Origin of the sequence: Streptomyces sp. WY228 (assembly GCF_019287315.1) — a bacterium.
GTDB classification, from domain to species: Bacteria; Actinomycetota; Actinomycetes; order Streptomycetales; family Streptomycetaceae; genus Streptomyces; species Streptomyces caviscabies.
Map to the genome: position 1 here is coordinate 2,265,112 of NZ_CP079114.1, position 24,921 is coordinate 2,290,032.

The following is a 24,921-nucleotide window of genomic DNA, read 5'->3' on the forward strand; positions in this document are numbered from 1 at the left end:
CGGGGCTCGATGGCTCTAGCCTGAGCCCATGCCCCGTTACGAATTCCGCTGCCGCACCTGCGGAGACACGTTCGAACTCAGCCGTCCCATGGCCCGGTCCTCGGACCCCGCCTCCTGCCCCGCCGGCCACGACGACACCGTCAAGCTGCTGTCCGCCGTGGCCGTGGGCGGCACCGCCGGCTCCGCTCCCGCGCCGTCCGGCGGGGGCGGAGGCTGCTGCGGCGGTGGGTGCTGCGGCTGAGACCCGGTCTACTTCTTGCGGGACAGCGTCAGGCCGTCCGCGACCGTCAGCAGGACGCTGTCCATCCGGGCGTCGGCGCTCACATGGTCGTTGAACTTCTTGATCGCCGCCGTCGGGCCCGTCGCCTCCGGGTCCGTCACCCCGCCGTGGAAGAGCACGTTGTCCGTGGCGATGACCCCGCCCTGCCGCAGCCGGGGCACCAGCTCCTCCCAGTACGCGATGTAGCCGCCCTTGTCCGCGTCCAGGTAGGCGAAGTCGATGTGCGGCTCGGCGGGCATCGCGCGCAGGGTGTCCAGGGCCGGGGCGATGCGCAGGTCGATCCGGTCCGCGACGCCCGCCTTCGCCCAGGCCTCGCGCCCGTACGCCGTCCACTCCTCCGAGATGTCGCAGGCGATCAGCGTGCCGTCGGCGGGCAGCGCCTGGGCCATCGCCAGGGCGCTGAACCCGGTGAACGTGCCGACCTCCACCACGTGCCGGGCGCCCACCAGCCGGACGAGGAAGGCCAGCAGCGGGGCCTGCTCCTCGGCCGACACCATGCCCGCGTGGTCGGGGAATTCCGCGTACGTGGTGTCCACCAGCTCCCGCTGGACCGGGTCCAGCGGCGGGTTGTGGGCCAGCATGTACGCGTACAGCTCGTCGGTGATCTTTGTGTCGTTGCCCTTGGTCATGGCCCCAGCCTCGCGCAACGCGCGCCCGCGCGCAGCCGAAATCAGCCGGCTGCGGCAGCCAGGAAGCGGCGCAGGATCTCCTCCCCCGCCGCCCCGCCCCGCTCTTCCAGGGCCACCACGTGCGGGGCACTCCAGCCCTCGTCGGCCAGTTCGCCGTGGCCCGGGCGCCAGCCCAGGTCGGCGGCGAGCAGCAGGTCGGCGTCGAGGAGGGAGTCTCCGGCGGCGAGCGTGCGCGTGGCGCCGGTGCGGCGGGCCACCTCGTGCATCGCGGCGCTCTTGGTGAGCGGCGCCGGGACCACGTAGATCTTGCGGCCCTGGAGCGAGACCGTCCAGCCGCGCGGGCGGGCCCAGGCGGCCAGTTCCTTCACCCATTCCTCGGGCAGCAGGGCGCGTTCGACGACGAGGTAGGCGAAGAGGTCCTCGGCGACCCGTTCCTTGAGGAGCCAGGCCGGGTCGGCGGTGGTGGCGAGGTGGGCGCGGATCTCGGTGAGGGGCGCGCACTCCTCCGCGATCCGGGTCTCGACCCGCCGCTGCCAGTCGTGGTCGGAGACGCCGTCGACCAGGATGTGGCCGCCGTTGGCGCAGATCGCGTACCGGGGTGCCGGGCCGGGCAGATGGATGCGGTGGTACTGCTCGCGGGTGCGGGTGGTGGTCGGCACGAAGACCGTGGAGCCGGCCAGGTCGGTGAGGAGGGCGGCCGACCTCTCCGTCATGTACGAGAGCGGCTTGTGGCCGTACACCTCCACGCAGAGGAGCCGGGGGGCCTCCGCGTCCGGCATGGACAGGTCGAGCGAGGCCGCCGAGTAGATCAGCGTACGGTCGAGGTCGCTCGCCACCAGGGTGGTGGTCGAAGAGGTCACGCTCATGCGCCCTGCACCGCCTTGCCGTCCGCGCCCGTCGCGCCGCGCGTGAACCGGGGGTGGATCAGACCGACACAGCTGTACGGGAGGTCGTCGACCTCCTCGACCGGGACGCCGCGCTGTTCGGCCAGCAGCCGGATGTGGGTCAGGTCCGCGCCCGCGCCGCGCTTCGCGAGGATCTTCCAGGGGACCCGGCGGAGCAGGACCCGGGTGGTCTCGCCGACTCCCGGCTTGACCAGGTTGACGTCGTGGATGCCGTACTCCTCGCTGATCCGCTCGACGGCCGCCCAGCCCTCCCAGGTCGGGGCGCGGTCGGCGGCGAGCAGTTCCTTGGCCTCGTCCGCGACCTGGCCCGCCACCTCGTCGAAGCGGGCGGCGACGGTGTCGAGGAAGAGACCCGAGACATCGGAGTCCGCCAGTTCCCGGTAGAACTTCCCGCCGTGGAAGTCGTCGGGGCCGACCAGGTCGGCGCGGAGCACCGTACGGGAAATGAGGCCGGAGACCGTGGAGTTGAGGCAGGCCGAGGGGATGAGGAAGTCCTCGCGGGTGCCGTACGTCCGGACGCAGCCGCCCGGGTCGGCGAGCACCGAGATCTCCGGGTCGAAGCCGGCCGGTCCGCCCGCGGCCTCGAACTCCTCCAGCGCCGCCGCCAGTTCGCGGGTGATCGCGCCCTTCCCGGTCCAGCCGTCGACGAACACCACGTCGGCCGGGTCGTGATGGGCGGCCAGCCAGCGCAGGGCGGTGGCGTCGATGCCCCGGCCCCGGACGATGGAGATGGCGTAGTGCGGCAGGTCCAGGCCGTGCCGGTGCCGGGCCCAGCGGCGCATCAGCACCCCGACCGGGGTTCCGGCGCGGGCGAGCGAGACGAGCACGGGGCGCGGGCCGCGTTCGGCGAGGACCGTCTCGGTGACGGTGCCCACCGCGCGGGCGATGCGGGCGGCGGAGGTCTCCAGGGCGGCGGTGAACAGGGCCTGGTACGCGGCGCTCGGCTGGTACTCCACCGGCAGTGACTCCGCGTAGTGCGCGCCGCCGCTCTGGATCGCCTCCTCGCGCTCCTCGGTGGGCGCCTCCAGTTCGGTGTCCGAGAGGTCCTGGAGCAGCCAGCCGACGTCCTCCGGCGCGTAACTGGAGAAGTCGGGGCCTCGGAGGGGCTCGGGCAGCACGGTGGACTCCTGCGCGTGGGGGACAGGTGTGGGGGTGTACGAGGGGACGACCGCGAGGAGCACCTGGCCGGTGTGGGGCGCCAGGCGGGCCAGCAGCCCTTCGGGGGCGTGCAGTTCGGGGGTGTCGGCGGTGGAGTCGACGACGGCGACCACGGCGTCGAAGCCGGCGCCCGCCACGTTGTACGCGTACCGGTCGCCGGGGCCGTCCGCCGGGTCGTCGTGGGCCGGGAAGACGAGGCGGGTGCGTATCGCGTAGCCCGGGTCGTCGACGGCCAGGACCGGCGAGCGGGTGGTGGTGGAGTAGCGGACCTCGGCGTCGGGCCCGAGGGCCGCTTCGAGGGCGGTGCCGAGGCGCAGCGGCGCGTACATCAGCTCCTCGAAGCCGAGGACGAGGATCCGGCGGGGGCTCTGGACCGGGCCCTGGCCCTGGACCCGGCCGTGGCTCTGGCTCTGGACCCGGCCGTGGCTCTGGCGTGCACCGCCGCCCAGCGCGGCCGCGATCCGGTCCGCCATGGCCGGGAGCGCCGCTTCGAGCGCCGCCCGGTGGGCCGGGGTGAAGCCGTGCCGGCCGCCGTCGGGGACGCCCGCGGGCCAGTCGAGGTCGACGCGGGTGACGGGGGCGGCATGCTCATCGGTCTCATGGGCCCGCCCGGACTGCCCGGACTGCTCCGCCGGCCCGGCCCGCTCCGCCTGCCTCACTCGCTCCGCCTGTGCCGCCTGCTCCGCCTCCTGTGCCGCGACCAGCGCCTGGCCGCGTTCCAGAACGCCGTCCGGCAGCGTGACCGTGCCCGTGTTGCGGGTCACCAGGTCGACGCGGGCGCCGATCTCGGCGGCGAAGGCGGTCAGCCGGTCACGGTCGTCGGCCGAGCGCATGTCGACCAGGGCGACGATGACGTACCGCTCGCGCGGGTGCAGGGCGTGCAGCGCGCGGATGGTGTTCAGGACCGTGTTGCCGGTGGAGAACTCGTCGTCGACCAGGACCAGCGTGGAGGCGTCCTCGCCGGGCCCGCCACCCGCCAGCAGCTCGCCGTCCTCCGGCAGCAGCAGGTGCGAGGTGGCGTGCGAGTGGGACTCCTCGAAGCCGCCCGCCTGCGCTACGCCCGCCACCGGACGCCGGGTGGAGTGCAGGTACGGGGCGTCCCGCAGGCCGTCCGCGACGGCGTGGCCGAGGCCGGTGGCCGTCTCCGCGTATCCGAGCACCACCGCGCGGCGGGCCTCCTCCTCGCCGAGCAGCTCCCGTACCCGCTCACCGAGCCCGTGTCCCGCCCCGTACACGACCGAGGGCCGCTGCGGCACGTGCTTGCCCAGCACGTTGGAGACCAGCAGATGCGCCCGCTTGGGGTTGCGGCGCAGGGCGAGGCCCAGCAGCTCCCGGAGCTCTCCGTCGCCTTCGAGGGCGACTCCCAGCCGCTCGGCCACCCAGTTGCCCGACCACACCACGTTCACGGTCTCTTCTCTCGTCGCGCGCTCGCTCATCGACGCGCGCTCAGTTCGTCAGGCCGGCGGCCAGCAGGTCCACGAAGCCGACGTCTTCCCTCGCCACTCCGAAGACCTCGGCGCGCTGGAGCGTGCGCTCCGCCCAGGCCCGGTGGGGCTTCACTTCGTTCATCTTGTTCGTGTACGCCGAGCGCAGCACCCCGCCGCCGCCGCGCTCGGGGCTCAGGATGTCCTGGGCGTCCGTGTACTCCTCGTGGCTGACCACGGACAGGGCGTGCACCGGCGCCACGTGCGACGGGTGGATGCAGGTCTTGCCCAGCAGTCCGTTGGCGCGGTCGAGCTCGATCTCCCGGAGCAGTCCGTCGAGGTCGTGCTCGATGAGGGCCGTACGCAGTTCCTCGGCCCGGCCCTCCAGGAAGGGGCTGCGGCGCAGCTGGGGCTTGAACATGCGCTCCTGGCGGCGGAAGTACTCCCAGACCGGGCCGGTGATCGTGAAGCCGGTGCCGTCGGCCCGGCCGAGCACGTTGACCACGTCGGCGATGACGGAGGCGACGATGTGGACGTCGTACGCGGTCATGTCGGGCGCGCGGCGCAGTCCGTAGGCCGAGCAGAAGTCGGTGACGCCCAGGCGCAGGGCGAGCACCCGGTCCCGGTACTTGTCGACGCTCCGGGCGATGCCCTGGAGGATGTCGCCGCGCGTCTCCAGATGGAGCAGTTCGGGGGATTCGAGGACCGGCATGGCGAAGAGTCGTCGGCCGCACGCCGTTTCGGCCTCGGCGAGCGCCTCCAGGAACTGCCTTCCGCGCTCTTCGGTGAATTTGGGAAGTACGAAACCGGACAACATCCGGACCGAGTCGCCGAGGCGCCGCACCAGGTCGGTGATCTGGGCCGGTTCCCGTACGCGGATGAAGAGCAGCGGTACATCGGCTCCCGCCATGTCCGGTGTGCCGCCGGCGTCGGCCGGGCCCTCCGGGGCGGTCCCCGGGGCCGTGGTGCGGGCGGCCAGCGCGGCGAACTGCCTGATCAGGTTGGCTTCGGCGCCGGTCACCTCGGCGTCGTCGATCGAGTCCTCCAGGCACAGCACCATGGAGACCACGCCGCGCCCGGCCTGCTTGAGCACGTCGTCGGCGAGTGACGGGCGGGTGGCCGGGGAGTAGAGCGTGGCTCCCAGGGCGACGGAGAGCATCCGGGCCGGCGATTCGGCGGTGAAGGTACTGGGCTCCCGGAAGAACAGGCCCTCGCGGGCAGTGGGCGATATGTGCCCGAAGTGACGCATGATTTTCCCCCGAACTGCCTGACCGGCCGAACAACGTATGGCCGGTAATAGTACGTACGGACGGGTGTCAACAGTTCCCCATGTACATGAATTTCCGGTTACCCGACCCTTGTCCGACCCCCTCGCGCGGTATCGTCACGCCCGGCCCGCACCGCCGCCGGGCACGGTCGTGCCGCCCCCCGCGTTGTCCGCACGGGCCCCCAGCAGGCAGGATGACGGTCATGACGCACACGATGCTGAAGGGCTCGAACGTCCCTGTCGATGCCGCGGCCGTCCGGGCCGTGCTGCGCTGGACCCCGGGCGCCGGGGTTCCCGACGTGGACGCCTCCGCCCTGCTCCTCGGTGCGTCCGGCCGGGTGCGGTCCGACGAGGACTTCGTCTTCTACAACCAGCCCCGGCACCCCTCCGGCCTGGTCCGGCGGCTGCCGAAGCGCAGCGTCCCGGAAGGGCTGACGGACACGATCGAGGCGGACCTCGGGGCGCTCGACGCCTCGGTGGACCAGGTGGTCATCGCGGCCTCCTCCGACGGGGCCGCCTTCGAGCAGGTGCCGGACCTGCGGATACTCCTGTTCGACGCCGCGTTCGCCGAGGGCGATCCGCTGGCGGTGTTCGATGTCCGGCCGGAGACCGGGGAAGAGACGGCGATCATCTGCGGTGAGCTCTACCGCCGCGGTGAGGGGTGGAAGTTCCGCGCGGTCGGCCAGGGCTATCCCACCGGCCTGATCGGCCTGGCCACCGCCTTCGGTATCTCGGTGGACGAGTCGGAGGCGGCGAACGACGCCCAGGACCCGGCCGCTCCGGCGGCCGCGGGGCCGCTCCCGGCCGCCGTGCCCCCGCCTCCGGCCGTGCCGCCGGGGCCCGCAGCCCCCGTGACCGCCGGGCCCGACTCCCAGGCCACGGTCCAGCACCAGCAGCCCTCCTACGGCTATCCGCCGCCGGTCGCGCACCCCGCCGCCGCCGCGCCCCAGCAGCCGGCGTACGGCTATCCGCAGCCGGCCGCCGCGCCACCCGCGTACGGCTATCCGCAGCCCGCGGCAGCCGCCGCGCACGCGCCCGACCCCCATTTCGTGCTGCCTCCACAAGGTCCGCAGTTCGTCCGGTCCTGAGCCTCGTCCGGTCCTGAGCCGTCCCGGTCCGCCGGCCACACCCCCCGGGCTCAGGTCCGGGTCTTGTAGCCGCGCCCCCATTGCATGCCGTAGCCGTACAGCCGGTCCAGCTCCGACTGGAAGCCGTACACGAACTTCACCTCGCGGCGCACGATCAGCTCGTCCTTGACGTTCTCCACGGTGAACACCGCACAGGAGCGGGCCTGCGGTGCGCGTTCGTCCAGCTCGATCTCGATGCGCGGTCCGTTGCCCGGGTAGAGCGTGATCTTGGCGTGGGTGCGGTCGAAGGCGGGCGTCCGGTCGTAGATGTAGACGAAGAACAGCAGCCGCTTGATCTTGTCGCGCTGGTCGAGGTTGACGTAGACCGTCTCGCCCGAGGGGGCGCCGAACCGGTCGTCGCCGCTGAGCCGGACGTAGGGCGGGCCGTTGAGGTCGCCGATGAGGCTGCCCAGCGGCTGCACGACGCCCTTGGTGCCGTCCGTCAGCTCGTACATGCAGCCGAGATCCAGGTCGACGTTGACGACGCCCTGGGTGTGCGCCTGGACCACCTCGGGCTTGAAGAGCTGGAGGGGGTGCCGCAGCCGGCCGCTCTGGCGTGAGCGGCCCTCGATGTCCGAGGTCCGCATCCGCCAGGACAGATTGACCCGGAGGTTGCCCGACAGGGCGCCCTGCTTGCTGAGCGAGATCGTGGCGTTCCGCTTGGACAGCACGATGGCGCTCGACGTCGAGTTGCCCGAGTCGAACTGCGCTGCCCGCCCCGGCCACAGGCCGTCGAAGAATCCCATACCAACCCCCACCTGTTCCGCGCCGCCCGGACATCACTGCGGGGCGGCCACCGGGCCGGGTCCGGGAGTTCCCGGAGAGCCGTCGCCGTGTGGGCCGCCCCGCAGAGAGCGTTCCTCAATCCTTACCGGGTCACACCCCGGAGGACACTTCTGCCTTGGTGTCCGAGCCGCCGTCCCCGCCGGATTCCGCGGCGAGCGCGCGGTTGCGCTTGACCGAGGACCAGAAGGAGAGGGCGATCAGGATGACACCGACCGAGCCGGTGATCAGCTCGTTGATCTCGTACTGGATGGTGATCAGCAGGATGACGGAGAGCGCGCCGATCGCGTAGTGCGCCCCGTGCTCCAGGTAGACGTAGTCGTCGAGCGTGCCCTCGCGCACCAGGTAGACGGTGAGCGAACGGACGTACATGGCGCCGATGCCGAGGCCGAGGGCCATCAGCACGATCTCGTTGGTGATCGCGAAGGCGCCGATGACGCCGTCGAAGGAGAACGAGGCGTCCAGGACTTCCAGGTAGAGGAAGAGGAAGAACGCGGCCTTTCCGGCGAGAGCGACCCCGGTGACGGGCTTGCCCTTCTTCTTGGCCTCTTCCTCGGCCTCGTGCTCGCGCTCCTCCTCCTCTTCGAGCTTGTTCTCGAAGAAGCCGGAGAGCCCGCCGACGATCAGGTAGGTGATCAGACCGGCGATGCCGGAGAGCATGACCGTCGACGCCTTGTCGGCGTGACCGCCACCATGCTGGTGGGCGTTGGTCGCGAAGGTCATGGCGGTGATCAGCAGGATGATCAGCGCGACGCAGACCGACAGCATGTCGACCTTGCCGAGCTTGGCGAGCGGACGCTCGATCCAGCGCAGCCACTGGATGTCACGGTCCTCGTCGAAGATGAAGTCGAGGAAGATCATCAGCAGGAACATGCCACCGAAGGCGGCGATCGACGGATGGGCGTCCGTGACCAGTTCCTTGTACTTGTCCGGGTCGTTGAAGGACAGGTCGATGGCCTCGATCGGTCCGAGCTGGGCGCTCACGGCCACGATCACGACGGGGAACACCAGTCGCATACCGAAGACGGCGATGAGGATGCCGATGGTGAGGAAGATCTTCTGCCAGAAGGCATTCATCTTCTTCAGGATTCCGGCGTTGATCACCGCGTTGTCGAAGGACAGCGAGATCTCCAGGACGGACAGGATCGCGACGATGCCGAAAGCCTGCCACCCCCCGTAGAGGATCGCTGCGACCAGGCCGAGCGCGGTGACCGCGAACGACCAGCCGAAGGTTTTCAGAACCACTGGCTACCCCATCGTGTTATGTAAAAGGGTCTCCCCCGGTGTGTCGGGGCCCCCCGCGCCGTGCGCGGCTTTAAGAAACGTTGACGCCGAAGTCTAGAGCGATGCCGCGCAGGCCCGACGCGTACCCCTGCCCGACTGCACGGAATTTCCACTCGCCGTTGTACCGGTAGAGCTCTCCGAAGATCATCGCGGTCTCCGTCGAGGCGTCCTCGCTGAGGTCGTAACGGGCCAGTTCCTGACCGTCGGCCTGATTGACGACGCGAATGAAGGCATTGCTGACCTGGCCGAAGGCCTGGCCCCGGCTGTCCGCGTCATGGATCGAGACCGGAAAGACGATCTTGTCGCAGTGGGCGGGAACCTGGTCGAGACGGACGATGACGGACTCGTCGTCGCCCTCGCCCTCCCCCGTGAGGTTGTCGCCGGTGTGCTCGACGGAGCCGTCCGGGCTCGTGAGGTTGTTGTAGAAGACGAACCACTCGTCACCGAGCACCCGGCCCGACTGGCACAGCAGTGCGCTGGCGTCGAGGTCGAAGGCGGCTCCCGTGGTGGAGCGTGCGTCCCAGCCGAGCCCGACCAGCACCTGTGTGAGGTTGGGTGCGACCTTGGAGAGGGAGACGTTGCCTCCCTTGGCGAGCGTGACGCCCATGTGTGTCCTCCCCGAGTCGTGTAAAACGCTGCCGGGCGCTTTCGACGCCCGGGCCGGGCGTCAGCGCCCGGTCAGGGTCCGGCCCGGAACCGGTCCGGACACACCCTGGGGCCAGAAACCTCAGACGTTGACGCCGAAGTCCTGGGCGATGCCGCGCAGGCCGGAGGCGTACCCCTGGCCGATGGCGCGGAACTTCCACTCGGCGCCGTTGCGGTACAGCTCGCCGAAGACCATGGCGGTCTCGGTCGAAGCGTCCTCGCTGAGGTCGTAGCGGGCCAGCTCCGTGTTGTCGGCCTGGTTGACCACGCGGATGTACGCGTTGCGGACCTGGCCGAAGCTCTGCTGGCGGGTCTCGGCCTCGTAGATCGAGACCGGGAAGACGATCTTGTCGACGTCGGCCGGCACACCGGCCAGGTTCACCTTGATGACCTCGTCGTCGCCCTCGCCCTCACCGGTGGTGTTGTCACCGGTGTGCTCGACGGAGCCGTCGGGGCTCTTCAGGTTGTTGAAGAAGACGAAATTGCCGTCGGTGGCGACCTTGCCCTCGGTGTTCGTCAGCAGCGCGCTGGCGTCGAGGTCGAAGTCACCCCCGGTGGTGGTGCGGGCGTCCCAGCCCAGACCGACGATGACCGCGGTCAGGTTGGGCGCGGCCTTGGTCAGCGAGACGTTGCCGCCCTTGCTGAGGCTGACTCCCACGAGTCCTCCAGTAGTTTTCTCAGGGGCCGGCAGACACCAGCGTCCCCGTCGTTCGTTGGCATCGGATCAACGATTGGATCCTAGTGACCGGTTCCCGGCCAAAACAGGCTTTTGACCGGGCGTCGCCAGGAGATCGTCTCAGAGCGCTTCGAGCGCCTTGACGTAGTCGTTCAGGTCCCGGGCGTCCGGGAGGCCGTTCACGACGCTCCAGCGGACCACACCCGCCTTGTCGATGACGAAGGTGCCGCGCACCGCGCAGCCCTTGTCCTCGTCGAAGACGCCGTAAGCCCGCGAGGTCTCGCCGTGCGGCCAGAAGTCGGACAGCAGCGGGTACTCCAGGCCCTCCTGCTCGGCGAAGACGCGCAGGGTGTGGATGGAGTCGTTGGAGACGGCGAGGAGCTGGGTGCCCTCGTTCTCGAAGCGGGGCAGCTCGTCGCGGAGCGCGCACAGCTCGCCGGTGCAGACGCCGGTGAAGGCGAACGGGTAGAACACCAGCACCACGTTCTTCTCGCCGCGGAACTCCGACAGCCGCACGGTCCGGCCGTGGTTGTCCTTGAGCTGGAAGTCCGGGGCCTGACTGCCGACCTCGATCGTCATGGAAACACGCATCCTTATCGCCGCTTCTCCGCTTCCCGGGCCGGGTCCGTCCGGGTGACACCCACCCTACGCAGGCCGGTCGCGGGCGTACGAAGGCCCTCACGGGCACGGTGTGCGCCCGCGAGGGCCTCGGGTGGTGCAGAGAGTGGTTCAGCGCTTGCCCTTGGCCCCCTTGGGGGTGGCCAGACGGCTGCCCGTCCAGTCCTTGCCCGCGCTGATGCTCTTGGTCTGGGCGAGCCCGGCCGTCTGGGCGGCCTCATTGATGTCGCTCGGTTCGACGTATCCGTCACGGCCGGTCTTCGGCGTCATCAGCCAGACCATCCCGCCGTCCTCGATCAGACCAATGGCATCCACCAGCGCGTCCGTAAGGTCGCCGTCCTCGTCGCGGAACCAGAGCAGGACGACGTCGGCGACGTCGTCGTACTCCTCGTCGACGAGTTCCTGGCCGGTAGTGGCCTCAATGCCCTCACGGAGCTCCAGCTCGACGTCGTCGTCGTAGCCGATCTCCTGGACCACTTGTCCGGGCTCGAACCCCAGGCGTGCTGCCGGGTTGGTCCGCTCCTCCGCGTGGTCCGCGGTCGCGCTCACGGGTTGCCTCCTGATCATGTCTTCGGAAAATGCTGCAGCCACGCGCGTGCGCGGGGCGTTGGCCGTAGTCCACACGGGCTCGGCGAATCGCGCAAGTACCCAGCGTGCGAGACCGCCTATACGGTGACGTTCCCTGCCACGTCGCCGCAAGTTCCGGCAAGTCTCTCCGGCGGCTTCCCGGGGTCTCCCCCGCGTCGCTCCATCCGTTTACGTCCTTCCTCAGCTTATGCGGTTTCGATCCGCCAATCGGAGTCGAACAGCCTTTGGGAACGCTTGGACGCCTTGGGCGTAAGGTTGCGGTTTGCCCGTACCCAGCCGCGCACTGCCCACACTCGTGCCCCTCCGACGAGTTTTCGGAACCTCGGGGTTACCCCACGGTAGAGATGACGTTCGGGGCCTCGCGGTAGCACGATGGAGACGGCGCACACAGAGTTGGCAGAGTCGTACGGGGGCCCGTTCCCCGTGAACAGGCCCCGTAGAGCACCACCGAACAGCGAAGGAACAGTGTGGCTTCCGGATCCGATCGCAACCCGATCATCATTGGCGGCCTTCCGAGCCAGGTCCCGGATTTCGATCCTGAAGAGACCCGGGAATGGCTCGACTCCCTCGACGCCGCCGTCGACGAGCGCGGCCGTGAGCGGGCCCGCTATCTGATGCTCCGGCTCATCGAGCGCGCGCGGGAGAAGCGCGTCGCCGTGCCGGAGATGCGCAGCACGGACTACGTGAACACGATCGCCACGAAGGACGAGCCGTTCTTCCCCGGCGACGAGGAGATCGAGCGCAAGGTCCTCAACGCGACCCGCTGGAACGCCGCCGTGATGGTCTCGCGGGCGCAGCGCCCCGGGATCGGCGTCGGCGGCCACATCGCCACGTTCGCGTCCTCCGCCTCGCTGTACGACGTGGGCTTCAACCACTTCTTCCGGGGCAAGGACCAGGGCGACGGCGGTGACCAGATCTTCTTCCAGGGGCACGCGTCCCCGGGGATCTACGCCCGCGCGTTCCTGCTGGACCGGCTGAGCGAGGCGCAGCTGGACGCGTTCCGCCAGGAGAAGTCGAAGGCGCCGAACGGCCTGTCCAGCTATCCGCACCCGCGGCTGATGCCGGACTTCTGGGAGTTCCCGACCGTCTCGATGGGCCTCGGTCCGCTCGGCGCGATCTACCAGGCACGGATGAACCGCTACATGGAGGCGCGCGGCATCGCCGACACCTCCAAGTCGCACGTCTGGGCCTATCTGGGCGACGGCGAGATGGACGAGCCGGAGTCGCTGGGCCAGCTGTCCATCGCGGCGCGTGAGGGCCTGGACAACCTGACCTTCGTGGTCAACTGCAACCTGCAGCGGCTCGACGGCCCGGTGCGTGGCAACGGCAAGATCATCCAGGAGCTGGAGTCGCAGTTCCGGGGCGCCGGCTGGAACGTCATCAAGCTGGTCTGGGACCGCTCCTGGGACCCGCTGCTGGCGCAGGACCGCACGGGCATCCTGGTCAACAAGCTGAACACCACGCCGGACGGCCAGTTCCAGACGTACGCCACGGAGACCGGCGCGTACATCCGCGAGCACTTCTTCGGCGACGACCCGCGGCTGCGGGACATGGTCAAGGACATGACCGACCAGCAGATCCTGCACCTGGGCCGCGGCGGTCACGACCACCGCAAGGTCTACGCGGCCTATGCGGCGGCCAAGGCGCACAAGGGCCAGCCGACGGTGATCCTGGCGCAGACGGTCAAGGGCTGGACGCTGGGGCCGAACTTCGAGGGCCGCAACGCGACCCACCAGATGAAGAAGCTCACGGTCGAGGACCTCAAGCGCTTCCGGGACCGTCTGCACATCCCGATCACGGACAAGCAGCTGGACGAGGGCTACCCGCCCTACTACCACCCGGGCCGCGACTCGGAGGAGATCCAGTACATGCACGACCGCCGCCAGGGTCTGGGCGGTTACGTCCCGACCCGGGTGGTGCGTGCGAAGCCTCTGCCGCAGCCCGAGGACAAGACGTACGCGGCTGCGAAGAAGGGTTCGGGTTCGCAGTCGATCGCCACCACCATGGCGTTCGTCCGCATCCTGAAGGACCTCATGCGGGACAAGGAGATCGGCAAGCGGTTCGTGCTGATCGCGCCCGATGAGTACCGCACCTTCGGTATGGACGCGTTCTTCCCGAGTGCGAAGATCTACAACCCGCTGGGGCAGCAGTACGAGGCGGTCGACCGCGATCTGCTGCTCGCGTACAAGGAGTCGCCGACCGGGCAGATGCTGCACGACGGCATCTCCGAGGCGGGCTGTACGGCCTCGCTGATCGCGGCCGGTTCGGCGTACGCCACGCACGGCGAGCCGCTGATCCCGGTGTACGTCTTCTACTCGATGTTCGGGTTCCAGCGCACCGGCGACCAGTTCTGGCAGATGGCCGACCAGCTCGCGCGCGGCTTCGTGCTGGGCGCCACCGCCGGCCGGACCACGCTGACCGGTGAAGGGCTCCAGCACGCGGACGGCCACTCGCAGCTGCTGGCCTCGACGAACCCGGGCTGTGTCGCGTACGACCCGGCGTACGGGTTCGAGATCGCGCACATCATGAAGGACGGGCTGCGCCGGATGTACGGCGAGGCGAACGAGGACGTCTTCTACTACCTCACCGTCTACAACGAGCCGATCCAGCACCCGGCCGAGCCCGAGAACGTGGACGTCGAGGGCATCCTCAAGGGCATCCACCGCTTCAGCGCGGGCGAGAAGGGCGAGATCCCGGCCCAGATCATGGCGTCCGGCGTGGCGGTCCCCTGGGCCCTGGAGGCGCAGAAGATCCTCGCGGACGAGTGGAACGTCAAGGCGGACGTCTGGTCGGCGACCTCCTGGAACGAGCTGCGCCGCGAGGCGGTGGACGTGGAGCGCTACAACCTCCTGCACCCGGAGGAGGAGCAGCGCGTCCCGTACGTGACCAAGAAGCTCGACGGGGCGCAGGGCCCGTTCGTGGCGGTCTCGGACTGGATGCGTTCGGTGCCGGACCAGATCGCGCGCTGGGTGCCGGGTGCGTACCAGTCGCTGGGCGCGGACGGCTTCGGCTTCGCGGACACCCGGGGTGCGGCCCGCCGGTTCTTCCACATCGACGCGCAGTCGATCGTGCTGGCGGTCCTCACCGAGCTGGCCAAGGAGGGCAGGATCGACCGGTCGGCCCTGAAGACGGCGGTCGACCGCTACGAGCTCCTGGACGTGGCCGCGGCCGATCCGGGCGCGGCGGGCGGCGACGCGTAGGCAGGGAAGTTTCGGCCCGGAGGGGCGGTGGCGCGGAAGCGTCGCCGCCCCTCCGGCGTGTCCGGGCTCAGTTCTCCCAGATCTTGAAGGCGCGTACCTGGTACGGGGAGCGGGGCGTCCAGGTGCCGCCGCCGGGGTACGTCTCGAACTCGCCGGTCTCCGCGCACTCGGCGGACTGGTAGGTGGTGACGGGCCGCCCGGTGCGGTTGGCGAGGGACTGGGCGTCGCCGCCCTTGGGCAGCGGGACGCAGCTCTCGATGTCGGTGTCGGAGAGCTCGAAGGTGTGGCGGGCGCCGGTGAAGTCGGGCTTCTTCCAGAGGCAGAGCCGGCCCGCCTCGCAGGACCCGAGGCTGACGCCCGAGGACCCCGGGGAGCGCTCCGGAGCCGCCGCGGCCCGGTCGTGGGCCAGGGCCTGGGGAACGAGTGCGGTGACGGCCAGTGCGGCCGCGAGAACGGTCGTGCGCGTGACCGTCATGCGTGTCGTGGCCGTCGTACGTGTCGTGGCCGTCGTAGGTGTCGTGTTCGTCGTAGGTGTCGTGGTCGTACGCATGGTGGATCAACCCCCGTGGTCGGTCGGCGATGTGTTCGCCGATCACTCTGCGTCACCATGCGCGGTGTACGGAAGGCGGGCCGGGGGGTTGCCACCCTGATAGGCGACAGCCCCGCCGAAAGGATTCGGCGGGGCTGTGACCTGCACTGTGTTGACGATCTGCCTCGTCGTGCGGGGCGCGTCAGATGTGGCCGACTCCGGCACCGGCCTCGGCGTTCGCGCCGCGCTTGGTGAGCGTGGCGACGAAGGCGGCGATCACCGCGACGACGCCGGCGACCGTGAAGGCCAGGCCCATGCCGGACATGAAGGTGTCGTGGATGACCCCGCCGATGCGGTCCACGATGTCCGGCGTCATGCCGGGAGCCTTGGCGAGCGCCTCGGTCGGGACCATGCCGAACTCGGCGGCCTGCTCCAGATTCGGGTCGGGTTCGCCGGGCAGGCCCGCGCCCGCCCAGTTCTCCGCGAACTCCGAGCTGACCTTGGAGGACATGACCGCGCCGAGGACGGCGGTGCCGAGCGCGCCGCCGACCTGCATGGCGGCCTGCTGGAGACCGCCGGCCACGCCGGAGAGCTCCATGGGCGCGTTGCCGACGATGACCTCGGTGGCGCCGACCATGACCGGGGCGAGCCCGCAGCCGAGCAGGGCGAACCAGAGGGACATGGCGAAGGTGCCGGTGGACTCGGTGAGCGTGGTCATGCCGAACATCGCGGTGGCCGTGCAGACCATGCCGCCGACCAGCGGGACGCGCGGGCCGAACTTGGTGATCAGCAGACCGGCGACCGGCGAGGAGACGATCATCATCGCGGTGAGCGGCAGCAGATGCAGACCGCTGTCGACCGGGCTGAGGCCGTGGACGCCCTGGAGGAAGAAGGTCACGAAGAAGAGGCCGCCCATGAAGGCGAAGGCCATCAGCATCATGAGGACGACACCGGCCGTCAACGGCACGGAGCGGAACATCCCCAGCGGAACGAGCGGCTCCTTGACCCGGGTCTCCCAGAGGCCGAAGGCCAGGAAGAGCAGGATCGCGAGGCCCAGCCACGCCCAGGTCCGGCCGTCGCCCCAGCCCCAGGACTCACCGGCCTTGATGATGCCCCAGATGAGGGCGAACATCGCGCCCGAGAGCAGCGCGATGCCCAGGAGGTCGAAGGAGCGCGGCGCGTTGGCGGCGCGGTGGTCCTTGAGGATCACCAGGCCGAAGGCGAGCGCGGCGATGCCGACGGGCACGTTGATGAAGAAGACCGACTGCCAGCTGACGTGCTCGACGAGCAGACCGCCGACGATCGGACCGCCCGCGGTGGACGCTCCGATGACCATGCCCCAGATGCCGATCGCCATGTTCAGCTTCTCGGCGGGGAAGGTGGCGCGCAGCAGGCCGAGCGCGGCCGGCATCAGCAGGGCGCCGAAGAGGCCCTGGAGCACGCGGAAGAGGATGACCAGCGAGATCTCGCTGGAGAGACCGATCGCACCGGAGGCGAGGGCGAAGCCCGCGATGCCGATGAGGAAGGTCTGACGGTGGCCGAAGCGGTCGCCCAGCTTGCCCGCGGTGATCAGGGCGACGGCGAGGGCGAGCAGATAGCCGTTGGTGATCCACTGGACGTCGGCGAGCGAGGCGCCGAGGTCCTTCTGGATCGCGGGGTTCGCGATGGCGACGATGGTGCCGTCGAGGGCGACCATCATCACGCCGATGGCGACGGCGAAGAGGGTCAGCCAGGGGTGGCCGCGAAGCCCCTTGACCGGGGCGGGTACTGCGTTGTCTTCGGGCTCCCGCGGCGCCTTCTCGACGGTGGTCTGACTAGTCATACGGGGAGACTAGTGACAGCCGCTGACAGTTGACAAACCAATTCACAAGTCAGTAACTGTCACGTAGCTCACACGTAGCGCACAGGTATGCTGAGCTGGACAAACACGGGAAAAGAGGGACCGGTACGTGACCGACGGGCAGACAGTCGAGCCCCGCGCCGGACTGCGTGAACGCAAGAAACAGCGCACCCGCGACGCCTTGTTGCGCGCCGCCCTCGAACTGTTCACCACCCAGGGGTACGAACGCACCACCGTCGACGAGATCGTCGACGCCGTGGAGGTCTCCCAGCGCACCTTCTTCCGCTACTTCGCGAGCAAGGAGGACACCACCTTCGCGGTGCAGGAGATGGTCGAGTCCCGTTTCATCGAGGAGCTGCGCCGGCGCCCCGCGGACGAGGCGCCCTTCGAGGCCATGCGCCGGGCGGTGCTGTGCGCGTGGAACAGCATCGGCGAGGCGATCGAGGAGGTCATCACGGTCGACCTCCATATGCGGACCTACCAGATGATCGAGTCGACCCCGACCCTGCTCGCCGCCCATATGCGGCGCGGTATCGCCCTGGAGAACCACATCGCCCTGCTGATCGCGGAGCGCGAGGGGCTGGACGTGGACCGGGACCCCCGGCCGCGGGTGGCCGTCGCCGCGTTCTCCGGGGTGATGCGGGTGACCGGCCAGCTGTGGGGCCAGGGGCGCGACCCGAGCGTGGAGGCGCTGCGCGATCTGACCGAGGAGTACCTCGACCAGCTCGCCCCGGCCCTCGCCCGGGACTGGCGTCCGTAGACGTCGGAGAACGAAACAGACATCGGGTCACGAAACGCCGGGCTCGCGTCGACAAGGGCGCACCTCCGGAACCACGGTGACCCTCCGTGAGAAATCCGGAGTGAATCCTTTGCGGACGGGTGATGTACGTCACCCGAATCACGGTGGCCGACGCGCGTCTCCTAGGGTGTGGCGCAGTGACTTCTTTCGACACCTCTCCCACGTTGACCGCATGGCGCGCGCTGCTCGCCGTCGCGGTCGTGTTCGTGATGCTGGCGACGACGGGCTGGAGCGCCGTCCGCGATCAGCACCCCGACGGGCCTCGCGAGCTCGCGCTCGCCGCCTGGGCACGGGACCGGATAGCGGGCCGTTCGCTGCCGGAGGCCGACGCCCCCGCCTATCGGCTGGCCCACTTCTTCGCCACCCTCACCACGGGACAGCGGACGGCGCTGGCGGGCAAGTACCCGTCGGTGGTGGGAAATCTGAACGGCGCACCGGTCACGCTGCGCTACCGGGCCAACCGGGTCGCCCTCAGACAGGCCGTGGCCGTGGAGCAGGTGCGGGCACATGACGAGAAGCTCTCGCCGGACGGGCGCGACGAGGCGCGGGCCCGGCTCGACCGGTTCCGGTCGCTGCTCAAGGGCGGACGCCAGATCCTGGCCTTCGATCCGTCCGGGAAGGGCCGGGCGGCCGAGGTGTTCGGCAACCTCGACCGGGCCGCCCGGGTCTCCGTCGTCGTCCCCGGCGTCGACACCCATCTGCTGACCCTGGAACGCAGCCGGCGCCAGTACGCGGCCCCCGTCGGCATGGCCAAGTCGCTGTACGGCGCGGAGCGCTCGGCCTCCCCGGGCACCCGTACGGCCGTCATCGCCTGGGCCGACTACACCGCCCCGGCCGGTCTCGGCATGGACGCGGCGCTGGGCGGTCTGGCGGCGAACGGCGCGATCCGGCTGAACGCGATGATCGGTGCGCTGCCCGGCGTCTCGAAGGTCTCGCTGTTCTGCCACAGCTACGGCTCGGTGGTCTGCGGGGTGGCCGCGCACTCGGCCCCCGACCGGGTGGCCGACATCGCGGTCGCGGGCAGTCCGGGCATGCGGGCCGCCAACGCCGGGCAGCTGGAGACCGACGCCCGGATCTGGGCGACCCGGGACGGTGGCGACTGGATCGGGGACGTACCGCATCTCGAATTCGGCGGGATCGGTCACGGGGCTGATCCGGTCGACCCGGAGTTCGGCGCGCGGATCGTCTCGGCGGCGGGGGCCGCCGGGCACAGCGGCTACTTCGAACCGGGCACCGAGAGCCTGGACAACTTCGCCGCGATCGGTGTCGGAGCGTACGGCTCGGTCAGCTGCGCGCGTGCCGACAGCGCATGCCACAGCGGTATTTCCGGTGCGCGGGACGGCTGACGCGCGTAGAGGAGCGTGTCGGGCGGATTAATTGGGACTTACTCCGAGGGGGGACGCGGGCGACTGTGCCGCATACGATGAGGCACATGGGTGATGTGCTGGCCGGAATTCATGCCACCTGGGAGTTCGACACCGACTCCGTGCTCATCCGCTTCGAACGGGGCATCCGCACACCGAAGCTCTTCCAGAGCCTGCGGGAACGCCGCATCCCGTATGCGGCGCTGTCGTCGGTGACGCTGACCCCGGGCAAGCGGAGCACGGTGGTCCTGCGTGCCGTGCCGCGACCGGGTGCCGATCCTCTGGTGGAGGCTGCCGCCGGGCAGCTCAAGGAGGGGTGCGACCCCTATCGCCTGGTGCTTCCGGCGGAGCGGGAGGTGCTCGCCGAGTACTACGCCGACGAGCTGCGGGCCCTGCTGGACCCGGCGTCCGACGAGCCCGCCGACCGCTTCCTGGTGGCGGCCCCCGAGGCCCCGATGAACTTCAAGGCGTACGACGGCCGGGCCGGCTTCGACGGCGAGCGGATCTCCTTCCGGTGGTCCTGGACCGGGGCCTCCAGCGCCAAGTGGAAGGCCGGCGACCAGACCTTCCGCGTGAGCGAGTTGGCCGGAATCGTATGGCGCTCGCCCGAGGCGCTCGACGGCTATCTGCGGCTGCTGCCCCGCGCGGCCGCCCCGGTCGACCACCGCACCGGCGGCAGCCTGGGCGATCTGCACGGTCCCGGCGGCTCCGCGGACGTGGACGGCGGTGCGCCGGACGGGGTGCCCGCCGGGGCCCCGTCCGTCGGCCCGGACCAGGATCCGGCCGCCGTGCTGTTCGGCCTGGGCTACGGGCCGGTGCACGAGTCGCTGCCCTTCGCCGCCGCCGTCCTGGAGTCCGTACGCAGGACCCAGCCCGCACCCGCCGCCTCCGCCCCGGCCCTGGTGAACGCCGGGCGGCGCGACCCGGCGGACATCGCCGAGCGGATACATCACCTCGGCGAACTGCATCAGGCCGGCCTGGTGACGGACGCCGAGTACACCGCGAAGAAGGCCCAGTTGCTCGCGGAGCTGTGACCCGCACGGTCACCGGGCCGCGACCCGTCAGCCGTACGGTCGGCGGGCCGCGACCTCGTCAGCCGTACGCCCGCCGAGCCGTGACCCCGTACCGGAGTATGAGGCGGACCGGCCGCAGGTCGGAACCCCGGTATGACTCCCCCGGGCCCCCGGTCTGCCTACGCTGACCGGGCTATGTCCACATCCACATCCTCATCCTCCTCCCCCGCCGGGCCCCCGCCGCCCGCCGACGGCCTGCTGAGCGCCGCCCGCCGCAATCTGCGCGAGCTCGCCCACGGGCTGTCCCACGCCTCCCATCCGTCCACGCCGCTGCTGGCCGAAGCCCCGAAGCTGTGGCAGCGGCTGCTGCCGTACGTCGTGGTGCTCGCCCTGGCCGCGACCTTCATCCCGGTCACCATCACCGTCCTGACCTCGCAGTACGACGTGCCGGGCGCGCTGGCCGGGGCGCTCGGGGTGGCCGGGGCGGCTCCGCTGCTGATGCTGGCCCACCGGCCGCTCCAGGCCTGGTGGATCATCTTCCCGGCCGACATCGTGGGCGCGCTGGTGCTGCTGGCGCACCCCTCCGAGCAGCACGACGTCTGGCCGTGGATCCCGCCGGTGCTGGTCGCCTACCTCTTCCTGCTGCTGGCCATCGGGCTGCGCGAGACACGGCGGACCGCGGTCTCCGTATGGGTGGCGACGTGTCTGGCCGGGCTGGTGCTGCATCTGATCGCGCCGGCCGACCGCAGCACCGGCAGCGCCCTGCTGCTGCCGATCCTCGGCGCGGTGGTCCTGGTGATCGGCGGGGCGGTACGGGAACGGGGCGAGGCGACCCGGCGGCTGGCCGAGCAGGAGACGATCAGCGAGGCGGAACGGGCGCAGCGCACGCTGCTGGAGGAGCGGACCCGGATCGCCCGGGAGCTGCACGACGTGGTCGCGCACCACATGTCGGTGATCACCGTGCAGGCGGACTCCGCGCCCTACCGGATCCCGGGTCTGCCGGAGCCCGCGCAGGAGGAGTTCGCGGCCATCGCGGCGGCCGCGCGGGAGTCGCTGGGCGAGATGCGGCGGCTGCTGTCGGTGCTGCGCAGCGACGGAACCGAGGGCGATCTGACGCCGCAGCCGGGCCTGGACCGGCTCCAGCAGCTGGTGGAGGCGACGGTACGGGCCGGGCTTCCGGTGGAGCTGTCGCTCGCCGCGGATCTGGGCGAGGTGCCGTCGGCGGTGGATCTGTCGGCGTACCGGATCGTGCAGGAGGCGCTGGCCAATGTGGTGCGCCACGCACCCGGCGCGCGCACCCAGGTCTCGGTCCGGGCGTCCGCGGGCCATCTCAACGTGCTGGTGGTCAACGGGCCCGCGCCGAAGCCCGCCGAGCCGCTGGAGAGCACCGGCACCGGGCACGGGCTGGTGGGCATGCGGGAGCGCGTACGGTTGACCGGCGGCACGCTGGACACCGGGCCGCTGCCCGACGGCGGGTTCCGGGTGGCCGCCCGGATGCCGCTGCCTCCGGCCACCGCGCCGTCCGCCCGGCCCTCTGCCGTCCCACCCCTTCCGGAGGATCTGTGACCATCCGCGTGATCATCGTCGACGACCAGGCCATGGTGCGGGCCGGGTTCGCGGCGCTGCTGTCGGCGCAGAGCGACATCGACGTGGTGGGCGAGGCGGCGGACGGCCGCCAGGGCGTGGACGTCAGCCGCAACCAGCATCCCGACGTGGTCCTGATGGACGTCCGGATGCCGGAGATGGACGGACTGGCCGCCGCCCGCGAGCTGTTGAACCCGCCGGTGGGCGTGGTGCACCGGCCGAAGGTGCTGATGCTGACGACGTTCGACGTGGACGACTACGTGTACGAGGCGCTGCGCGCCGGGGCGTCCGGGTTCCTGCTGAAGGACGCCCCGCCCGCCGATCTGATCGCGGCGGTACGGGTGGTGGCGGCCGGTGACGCGCTGCTCGCGCCCTCGGTGACCCGGCGGCTGATCGCGGACTTCGCGGCGCAGCGGCCCGCCGGGGCGACGCGCGGCGGCCAGGCGCTCCGGCTCAACGGCCTCACCCCGCGCGAGAGCGAGGTGCTGGAGCTGATCGCGCGGGGGCTGTCGAACCAGGAGATCGCGGGGCGGCTGGTGCTGGCCGAGCAGACCGTCAAGACGCACATCGGGCGGGTGCTGGCCAAGCTGGACCTGCGGGACCGGGCGCAGGCGGTGATCTTCGCGTACGAGTCGGGGCTGGTGACTCCGGGGGACGCGGGGGCGTAGCGGTACGTCCCGACGCCGGGGCGAAGTGGTACGTCCCGACGAGAGCGCCCGGCGGCACGTCCCGGTTCTCGTCCACCCCCTACCCCGGTATCACCCCGCAGTTGGCTCCCCGGTGTGACGTCGCGTCCCCCGTCCGCTTCCTACCTTCCTCCCGGTCGCACCGCTCGGTGCGGATCCGGAGAGGGAGGGCACGATGCGTCGATACGCGAGGACCGTGGTCGCGTTCGCACTGGCCACCAGCGTGGTGGCGGGAACGGCGGGCTGGGTTTCGGGGGATGCGCAGCAGGCGCTGACCGGGCCGCCGCCGGGCACCGCGCAGTGGCGGGCGGACCGGGCGCTGGGGGCGGAGCTGCCCGATCCGGAGCGCTCGACGGCCGCCGAAGTCGCGTCGTTCTTCGCCGGGTTGAGCGCCAAGGAGCGGCAACTGCTGGTGCTGCGGCACCCGTCGGTCGTCGGGAACCTGGACGGCGCGCCGCTGGAGGTGCGTTACCGCGCCAACTCCCTCGCGCTGACCGCCTCCGACGACCCCCGCTACCGTTCGCTGGCCGCGCCCGGACGCCAGATCCTCGCCTTCGACCCGCGCGGACGCGGCCTGGTCGCCGAGGTGTTCGGGGATCTGCGCGCGGCAAAGCGGGTCTCGGTGGTGGTGCCGGGGTCCGACAACGACGCCGGGACCTTCGACCGGAAGGTCGCCGCCCACGGGGCCCCGGCCGGAATGGCCCGGACCCTGCAGGTGGAGGCGGGTCCGGAGACCGCCGTCATCGCCTGGGCCGGGTACACCACCCCCGTCGGCGTCGGCATGGACGCGGCGACCGGGCGGCTCGCGGAGGCGGGCGCCGGGCGGCTGACCCGCTTCGCGGAGGGCCTGACGGCGGACGGGCTGCCCGAGCCGGCGATGTTCTGCCACAGCTACGGCTCCGTCGTCTGCGGGATCGCCGCCCACCGCCTGCCCGCCACCGACCTGGTGGTCCTCGGCTCCCCCGGCATGCGGGCGGACGATGCCGCGGGGCTGCGGACGAAGGCCCGGGTGTGGGCGGCGAAGGACCCGACCGACTGGATCGACAACGTGCCGAACGTGCGCTTCGCCGGTCTCGGCCACGGCACGGACCCGACCGACCCGGCGTTCGGCGCCCGCCGCGTACCGGCGGACGAGGCCCGGGGCCACGCCGGCTACTTCGCGCCCGGGACGGACTCGCTCCGGGCCTTCGCCGCCATCGCGCGGGGCACGACCACTCCGGAAGGTGCGACCCGATGAACGCCGTACCGAAGACACCACTGCGGAAGAACGCCGTACGCGGCGACGTCCGGCGGCTCGCCGCCCGTATCGACTCCTCCACCCCCGCCCACCGCGACCGCGCGATCGACGGCCTGCGGGCCCTGGCGCTGCTCGCCGTGCCGCTCGGCCACTGGATGCTCGGCGGGTTCCGGCTGGACGCCGACGGACTGCACAACGCGAGCCCGCTCTCGGCCTTCGGCGGGTTCGCGCCGGTCAGCTGGGTGCTCCAGATGCTGGGCATCTTCTTCCTGGTCGGCGGGTACGCCTCGGTGCTCTCCTACCGCCGCCGGACCTCGACGACGGCCGCCTGGCTGGGCGGCCGGCTGACCCGCCTCGGCCGGCCGGTGCTCGGGGTGACCGCCGTGTGGGCGGTGCTGCTCTCGGCGCTGTCCGCGCTGGGCGTGCCCGGCGACACCTTGCGTACGGCGTCGACGCTGGTGATCCAGCCGCTCTGGTTCGTCGGGGTGTACACCGTGGTCACGGCCCTCACCCCGGTCTGCGTACGGCTGGCACGACGGCTCGGCGGCTGGGCGGCGCTGCCGCTGCTGGTCTCCGTCGCGGTGGTGGACTTCCTGCGTTACGGCCCCTTCGCGGAGGCGATGCCGTCCTGGCTGAGCGCGCTCAACATCCTGCCCGGCTGGCTCTTCGCCTATCAGCTGGGCGTTTCCTGGGGCGAGGGGCGGATCGGCCGGCGCGGGGCGCGGCTGCTGCTGATCGGCGGCGGGGTGCTGTTCGCCGTGCTGCTGCTCGCCTTCCACTACCCGGCGTCGATGGTCGGCGTGCCGGGCGAGGCCCGGACGAACTCGCATCCGCCGTCGCTGCTGGTGGTGGCGCTGGCTGCGGCGCAGAGCGGGGCGGCGATCCTGCTGCGCGACCGGCTCGGGCGGCTGCTGAGCAAGCCGCTGCTGTGGGCGCCGGTCGTGGTGGTCAACCTGTCGGCGATGACGATCCTCTGCTGGCACCAGACGGCGATGCTGGCCGCCGCCGTACCGGCCTCGCTCGCGGGCGCGGCGGGCACGACGGTGGCCGGGCTGACGACCGCGCCGGACACGGTGGGCTGGCTGCTGGCCCGGTTCGCCTGGCTGCCGGTGTTCGCCGGGCTGCTGGTGCTGATCGCCCGGTACGCGCGCCGCTTCGAGGCCCCGTGGCAGGCGGGCACCCGCGCCGCGAACGCCCGCCGCGCGCTGGCGGGGCTGCTCGCGGCGGGGTTCGCGGTGTTCGCGCTGGGGCTGGCGTGAGGGGCCGAGGGGGTGGTGCCCGAGTG

Annotated in this window: 22 protein-coding genes; 10 read left to right on the forward strand and 12 right to left on the reverse strand. The window is 71.0% G+C overall.

The genetic code is table 11. From position 1 onward, the window contains the following. The first annotated feature begins 28 nt into the window (after nucleotides 1-28). Nucleotides 29-241: a zinc ribbon domain-containing protein gene (locus tag KV381_RS09775; protein ID WP_030075784.1), complete on the forward strand. Its 213-nt coding sequence runs from the start codon at nucleotides 29-31 to the stop codon at nucleotides 239-241. Between the two features lie 8 nt (nucleotides 242-249). Here KV381_RS09775 and KV381_RS09780 read toward each other — a convergent pair whose 3' ends face one another. From KV381_RS09780 to KV381_RS09795, 4 genes are read right to left on the reverse strand one after another with little or no spacing between them, the layout of a single operon-like run. Continuing rightward, nucleotides 250-909: an O-methyltransferase gene (locus tag KV381_RS09780; RefSeq protein WP_103536293.1), complete on the reverse strand. Its 660-nt coding sequence runs from the start codon at nucleotides 907-909 to the stop codon at nucleotides 250-252. Between the two features lie 41 nt (nucleotides 910-950). Further along, entirely contained in the window at nucleotides 951-1,775 is an 825-nt protein-coding gene (locus tag KV381_RS09785; protein WP_030075780.1) for a hypothetical protein, read from the reverse strand. Beyond that, a complete protein-coding gene (locus KV381_RS09790; protein ID WP_218785067.1) occupies nucleotides 1,772-4,408 on the reverse strand; it encodes a phosphoribosyltransferase in 2,637 nt (878 codons plus the stop codon). The genes KV381_RS09785 and KV381_RS09790 overlap by 4 nt, the downstream gene beginning before the upstream one ends. A 10-nt stretch (nucleotides 4,409-4,418) precedes the next feature. Continuing rightward, nucleotides 4,419-5,645 carry an HpcH/HpaI aldolase/citrate lyase family protein gene (locus KV381_RS09795; protein WP_218785068.1) on the reverse strand — a complete coding sequence of 409 codons (1,227 nt, stop codon included), beginning with the start codon at nucleotides 5,643-5,645 and terminating at the stop codon, nucleotides 4,419-4,421. Between the two features lie 212 nt (nucleotides 5,646-5,857). Between KV381_RS09795 and KV381_RS09800 the strand changes: the two genes are divergently transcribed. Then, the gene (locus KV381_RS09800; RefSeq protein ID WP_078611012.1) at nucleotides 5,858-6,751 is read left to right on the forward strand and encodes a TerD family protein; all 894 of its coding nucleotides are present in this window, start codon (nucleotides 5,858-5,860) and stop codon (nucleotides 6,749-6,751) included. Nucleotides 6,752-6,801: 50 nt separating this feature from the next. Here the strand turns inward: KV381_RS09800 and KV381_RS09805 are convergent, their stop codons facing one another. From KV381_RS09805 to KV381_RS09830, 6 genes are all read right to left on the reverse strand, one after another. Further along, complete coding sequence (locus KV381_RS09805) at nucleotides 6,802-7,536, reverse strand: Tellurium resistance (protein ID WP_030075772.1); 735 nt, start codon at nucleotides 7,534-7,536, stop codon at nucleotides 6,802-6,804. A 130-nt stretch (nucleotides 7,537-7,666) separates the two neighbouring features. Then, complete coding sequence (locus KV381_RS09810; RefSeq protein WP_030075770.1) at nucleotides 7,667-8,818, reverse strand: DUF475 domain-containing protein; 1,152 nt, start codon at nucleotides 8,816-8,818, stop codon at nucleotides 7,667-7,669. A 70-nt stretch (nucleotides 8,819-8,888) separates the two neighbouring features. Then, nucleotides 8,889-9,464, reverse strand: coding sequence for a TerD family protein (locus KV381_RS09815; RefSeq protein WP_030622261.1), 576 nt, complete (start codon nucleotides 9,462-9,464; stop codon nucleotides 8,889-8,891). Between the two features lie 120 nt (nucleotides 9,465-9,584). After that, a complete protein-coding gene (locus KV381_RS09820; protein ID WP_030622260.1) occupies nucleotides 9,585-10,160 on the reverse strand; it encodes a TerD family protein in 576 nt (191 codons plus the stop codon). A 138-nt stretch (nucleotides 10,161-10,298) separates the two neighbouring features. After that, a complete protein-coding gene (locus KV381_RS09825; RefSeq protein WP_003969401.1) occupies nucleotides 10,299-10,757 on the reverse strand; it encodes a peroxiredoxin in 459 nt (152 codons plus the stop codon). A gap of 150 nt (nucleotides 10,758-10,907) precedes the next feature. Continuing rightward, complete coding sequence (locus KV381_RS09830) at nucleotides 10,908-11,345, reverse strand: DUF3052 domain-containing protein (protein WP_030078202.1); 438 nt, start codon at nucleotides 11,343-11,345, stop codon at nucleotides 10,908-10,910. 506 nt (nucleotides 11,346-11,851) lie between these two features. Here KV381_RS09830 and aceE point away from each other — a divergent pair. Continuing rightward, nucleotides 11,852-14,584: a pyruvate dehydrogenase (acetyl-transferring), homodimeric type gene (gene aceE / locus KV381_RS09835; RefSeq protein WP_030078200.1), complete on the forward strand. Its 2,733-nt coding sequence runs from the start codon at nucleotides 11,852-11,854 to the stop codon at nucleotides 14,582-14,584. A 67-nt stretch (nucleotides 14,585-14,651) separates the two neighbouring features. On the opposite strand, the gene KV381_RS09840 is transcribed toward aceE, so the two are convergent. Both KV381_RS09840 and KV381_RS09845 read right to left on the reverse strand, forming a co-directional pair. Then, nucleotides 14,652-15,059, reverse strand: coding sequence for a peptidase inhibitor family I36 protein (locus KV381_RS09840; protein WP_030078198.1), 408 nt, complete (start codon nucleotides 15,057-15,059; stop codon nucleotides 14,652-14,654). Between the two features lie 256 nt (nucleotides 15,060-15,315). Next, a complete protein-coding gene (locus KV381_RS09845) occupies nucleotides 15,316-16,812 on the reverse strand; it encodes an MFS transporter (protein ID WP_373307673.1) in 1,497 nt (498 codons plus the stop codon). A 250-nt stretch (nucleotides 16,813-17,062) separates the two neighbouring features. On the opposite strand from KV381_RS09845, the gene KV381_RS09850 reads away from it, so the two are divergent. The 7 genes from KV381_RS09850 to KV381_RS09880 all read left to right on the forward strand — a co-directional run bounded on the left by KV381_RS09850 (nucleotide 17,063) and on the right by KV381_RS09880 (nucleotide 24,895). Continuing rightward, the gene (locus KV381_RS09850) at nucleotides 17,063-17,713 is read left to right on the forward strand and encodes a TetR family transcriptional regulator (protein ID WP_098026447.1); all 651 of its coding nucleotides are present in this window, start codon (nucleotides 17,063-17,065) and stop codon (nucleotides 17,711-17,713) included. A gap of 176 nt (nucleotides 17,714-17,889) precedes the next feature. Further along, entirely contained in the window at nucleotides 17,890-19,098 is a 1,209-nt protein-coding gene (locus KV381_RS09855; protein WP_030622252.1) for an alpha/beta hydrolase, read from the forward strand. Between the two features lie 86 nt (nucleotides 19,099-19,184). Beyond that, nucleotides 19,185-20,150 (forward strand): DUF4429 domain-containing protein, encoded by a 966-nt coding sequence (locus KV381_RS09860; protein WP_103538345.1) that lies wholly within the window; start codon nucleotides 19,185-19,187, stop codon nucleotides 20,148-20,150. A 174-nt stretch (nucleotides 20,151-20,324) separates the two neighbouring features. Next, nucleotides 20,325-21,695 carry a sensor histidine kinase gene (locus tag KV381_RS09865; protein WP_218785069.1) on the forward strand — a complete coding sequence of 457 codons (1,371 nt, stop codon included), beginning with the start codon at nucleotides 20,325-20,327 and terminating at the stop codon, nucleotides 21,693-21,695. Further along, nucleotides 21,692-22,381, forward strand: coding sequence for a response regulator transcription factor (locus tag KV381_RS09870; protein WP_030622245.1), 690 nt, complete (start codon nucleotides 21,692-21,694; stop codon nucleotides 22,379-22,381). The genes KV381_RS09865 and KV381_RS09870 overlap by 4 nt, the downstream gene beginning before the upstream one ends. A gap of 193 nt (nucleotides 22,382-22,574) precedes the next feature. Further along, on the forward strand, nucleotides 22,575-23,636 hold the full coding sequence (locus tag KV381_RS09875; protein ID WP_103538342.1) for an alpha/beta hydrolase: 1,062 nt from the start codon (nucleotides 22,575-22,577) through the stop codon (nucleotides 23,634-23,636). Then, the gene (locus KV381_RS09880) at nucleotides 23,633-24,895 is read left to right on the forward strand and encodes an acyltransferase (protein ID WP_218785070.1); all 1,263 of its coding nucleotides are present in this window, start codon (nucleotides 23,633-23,635) and stop codon (nucleotides 24,893-24,895) included. Before KV381_RS09875 ends, KV381_RS09880 begins: the two co-directional genes overlap by 4 nt. Nucleotides 24,896-24,921: the final 26 nt, after the last annotated feature.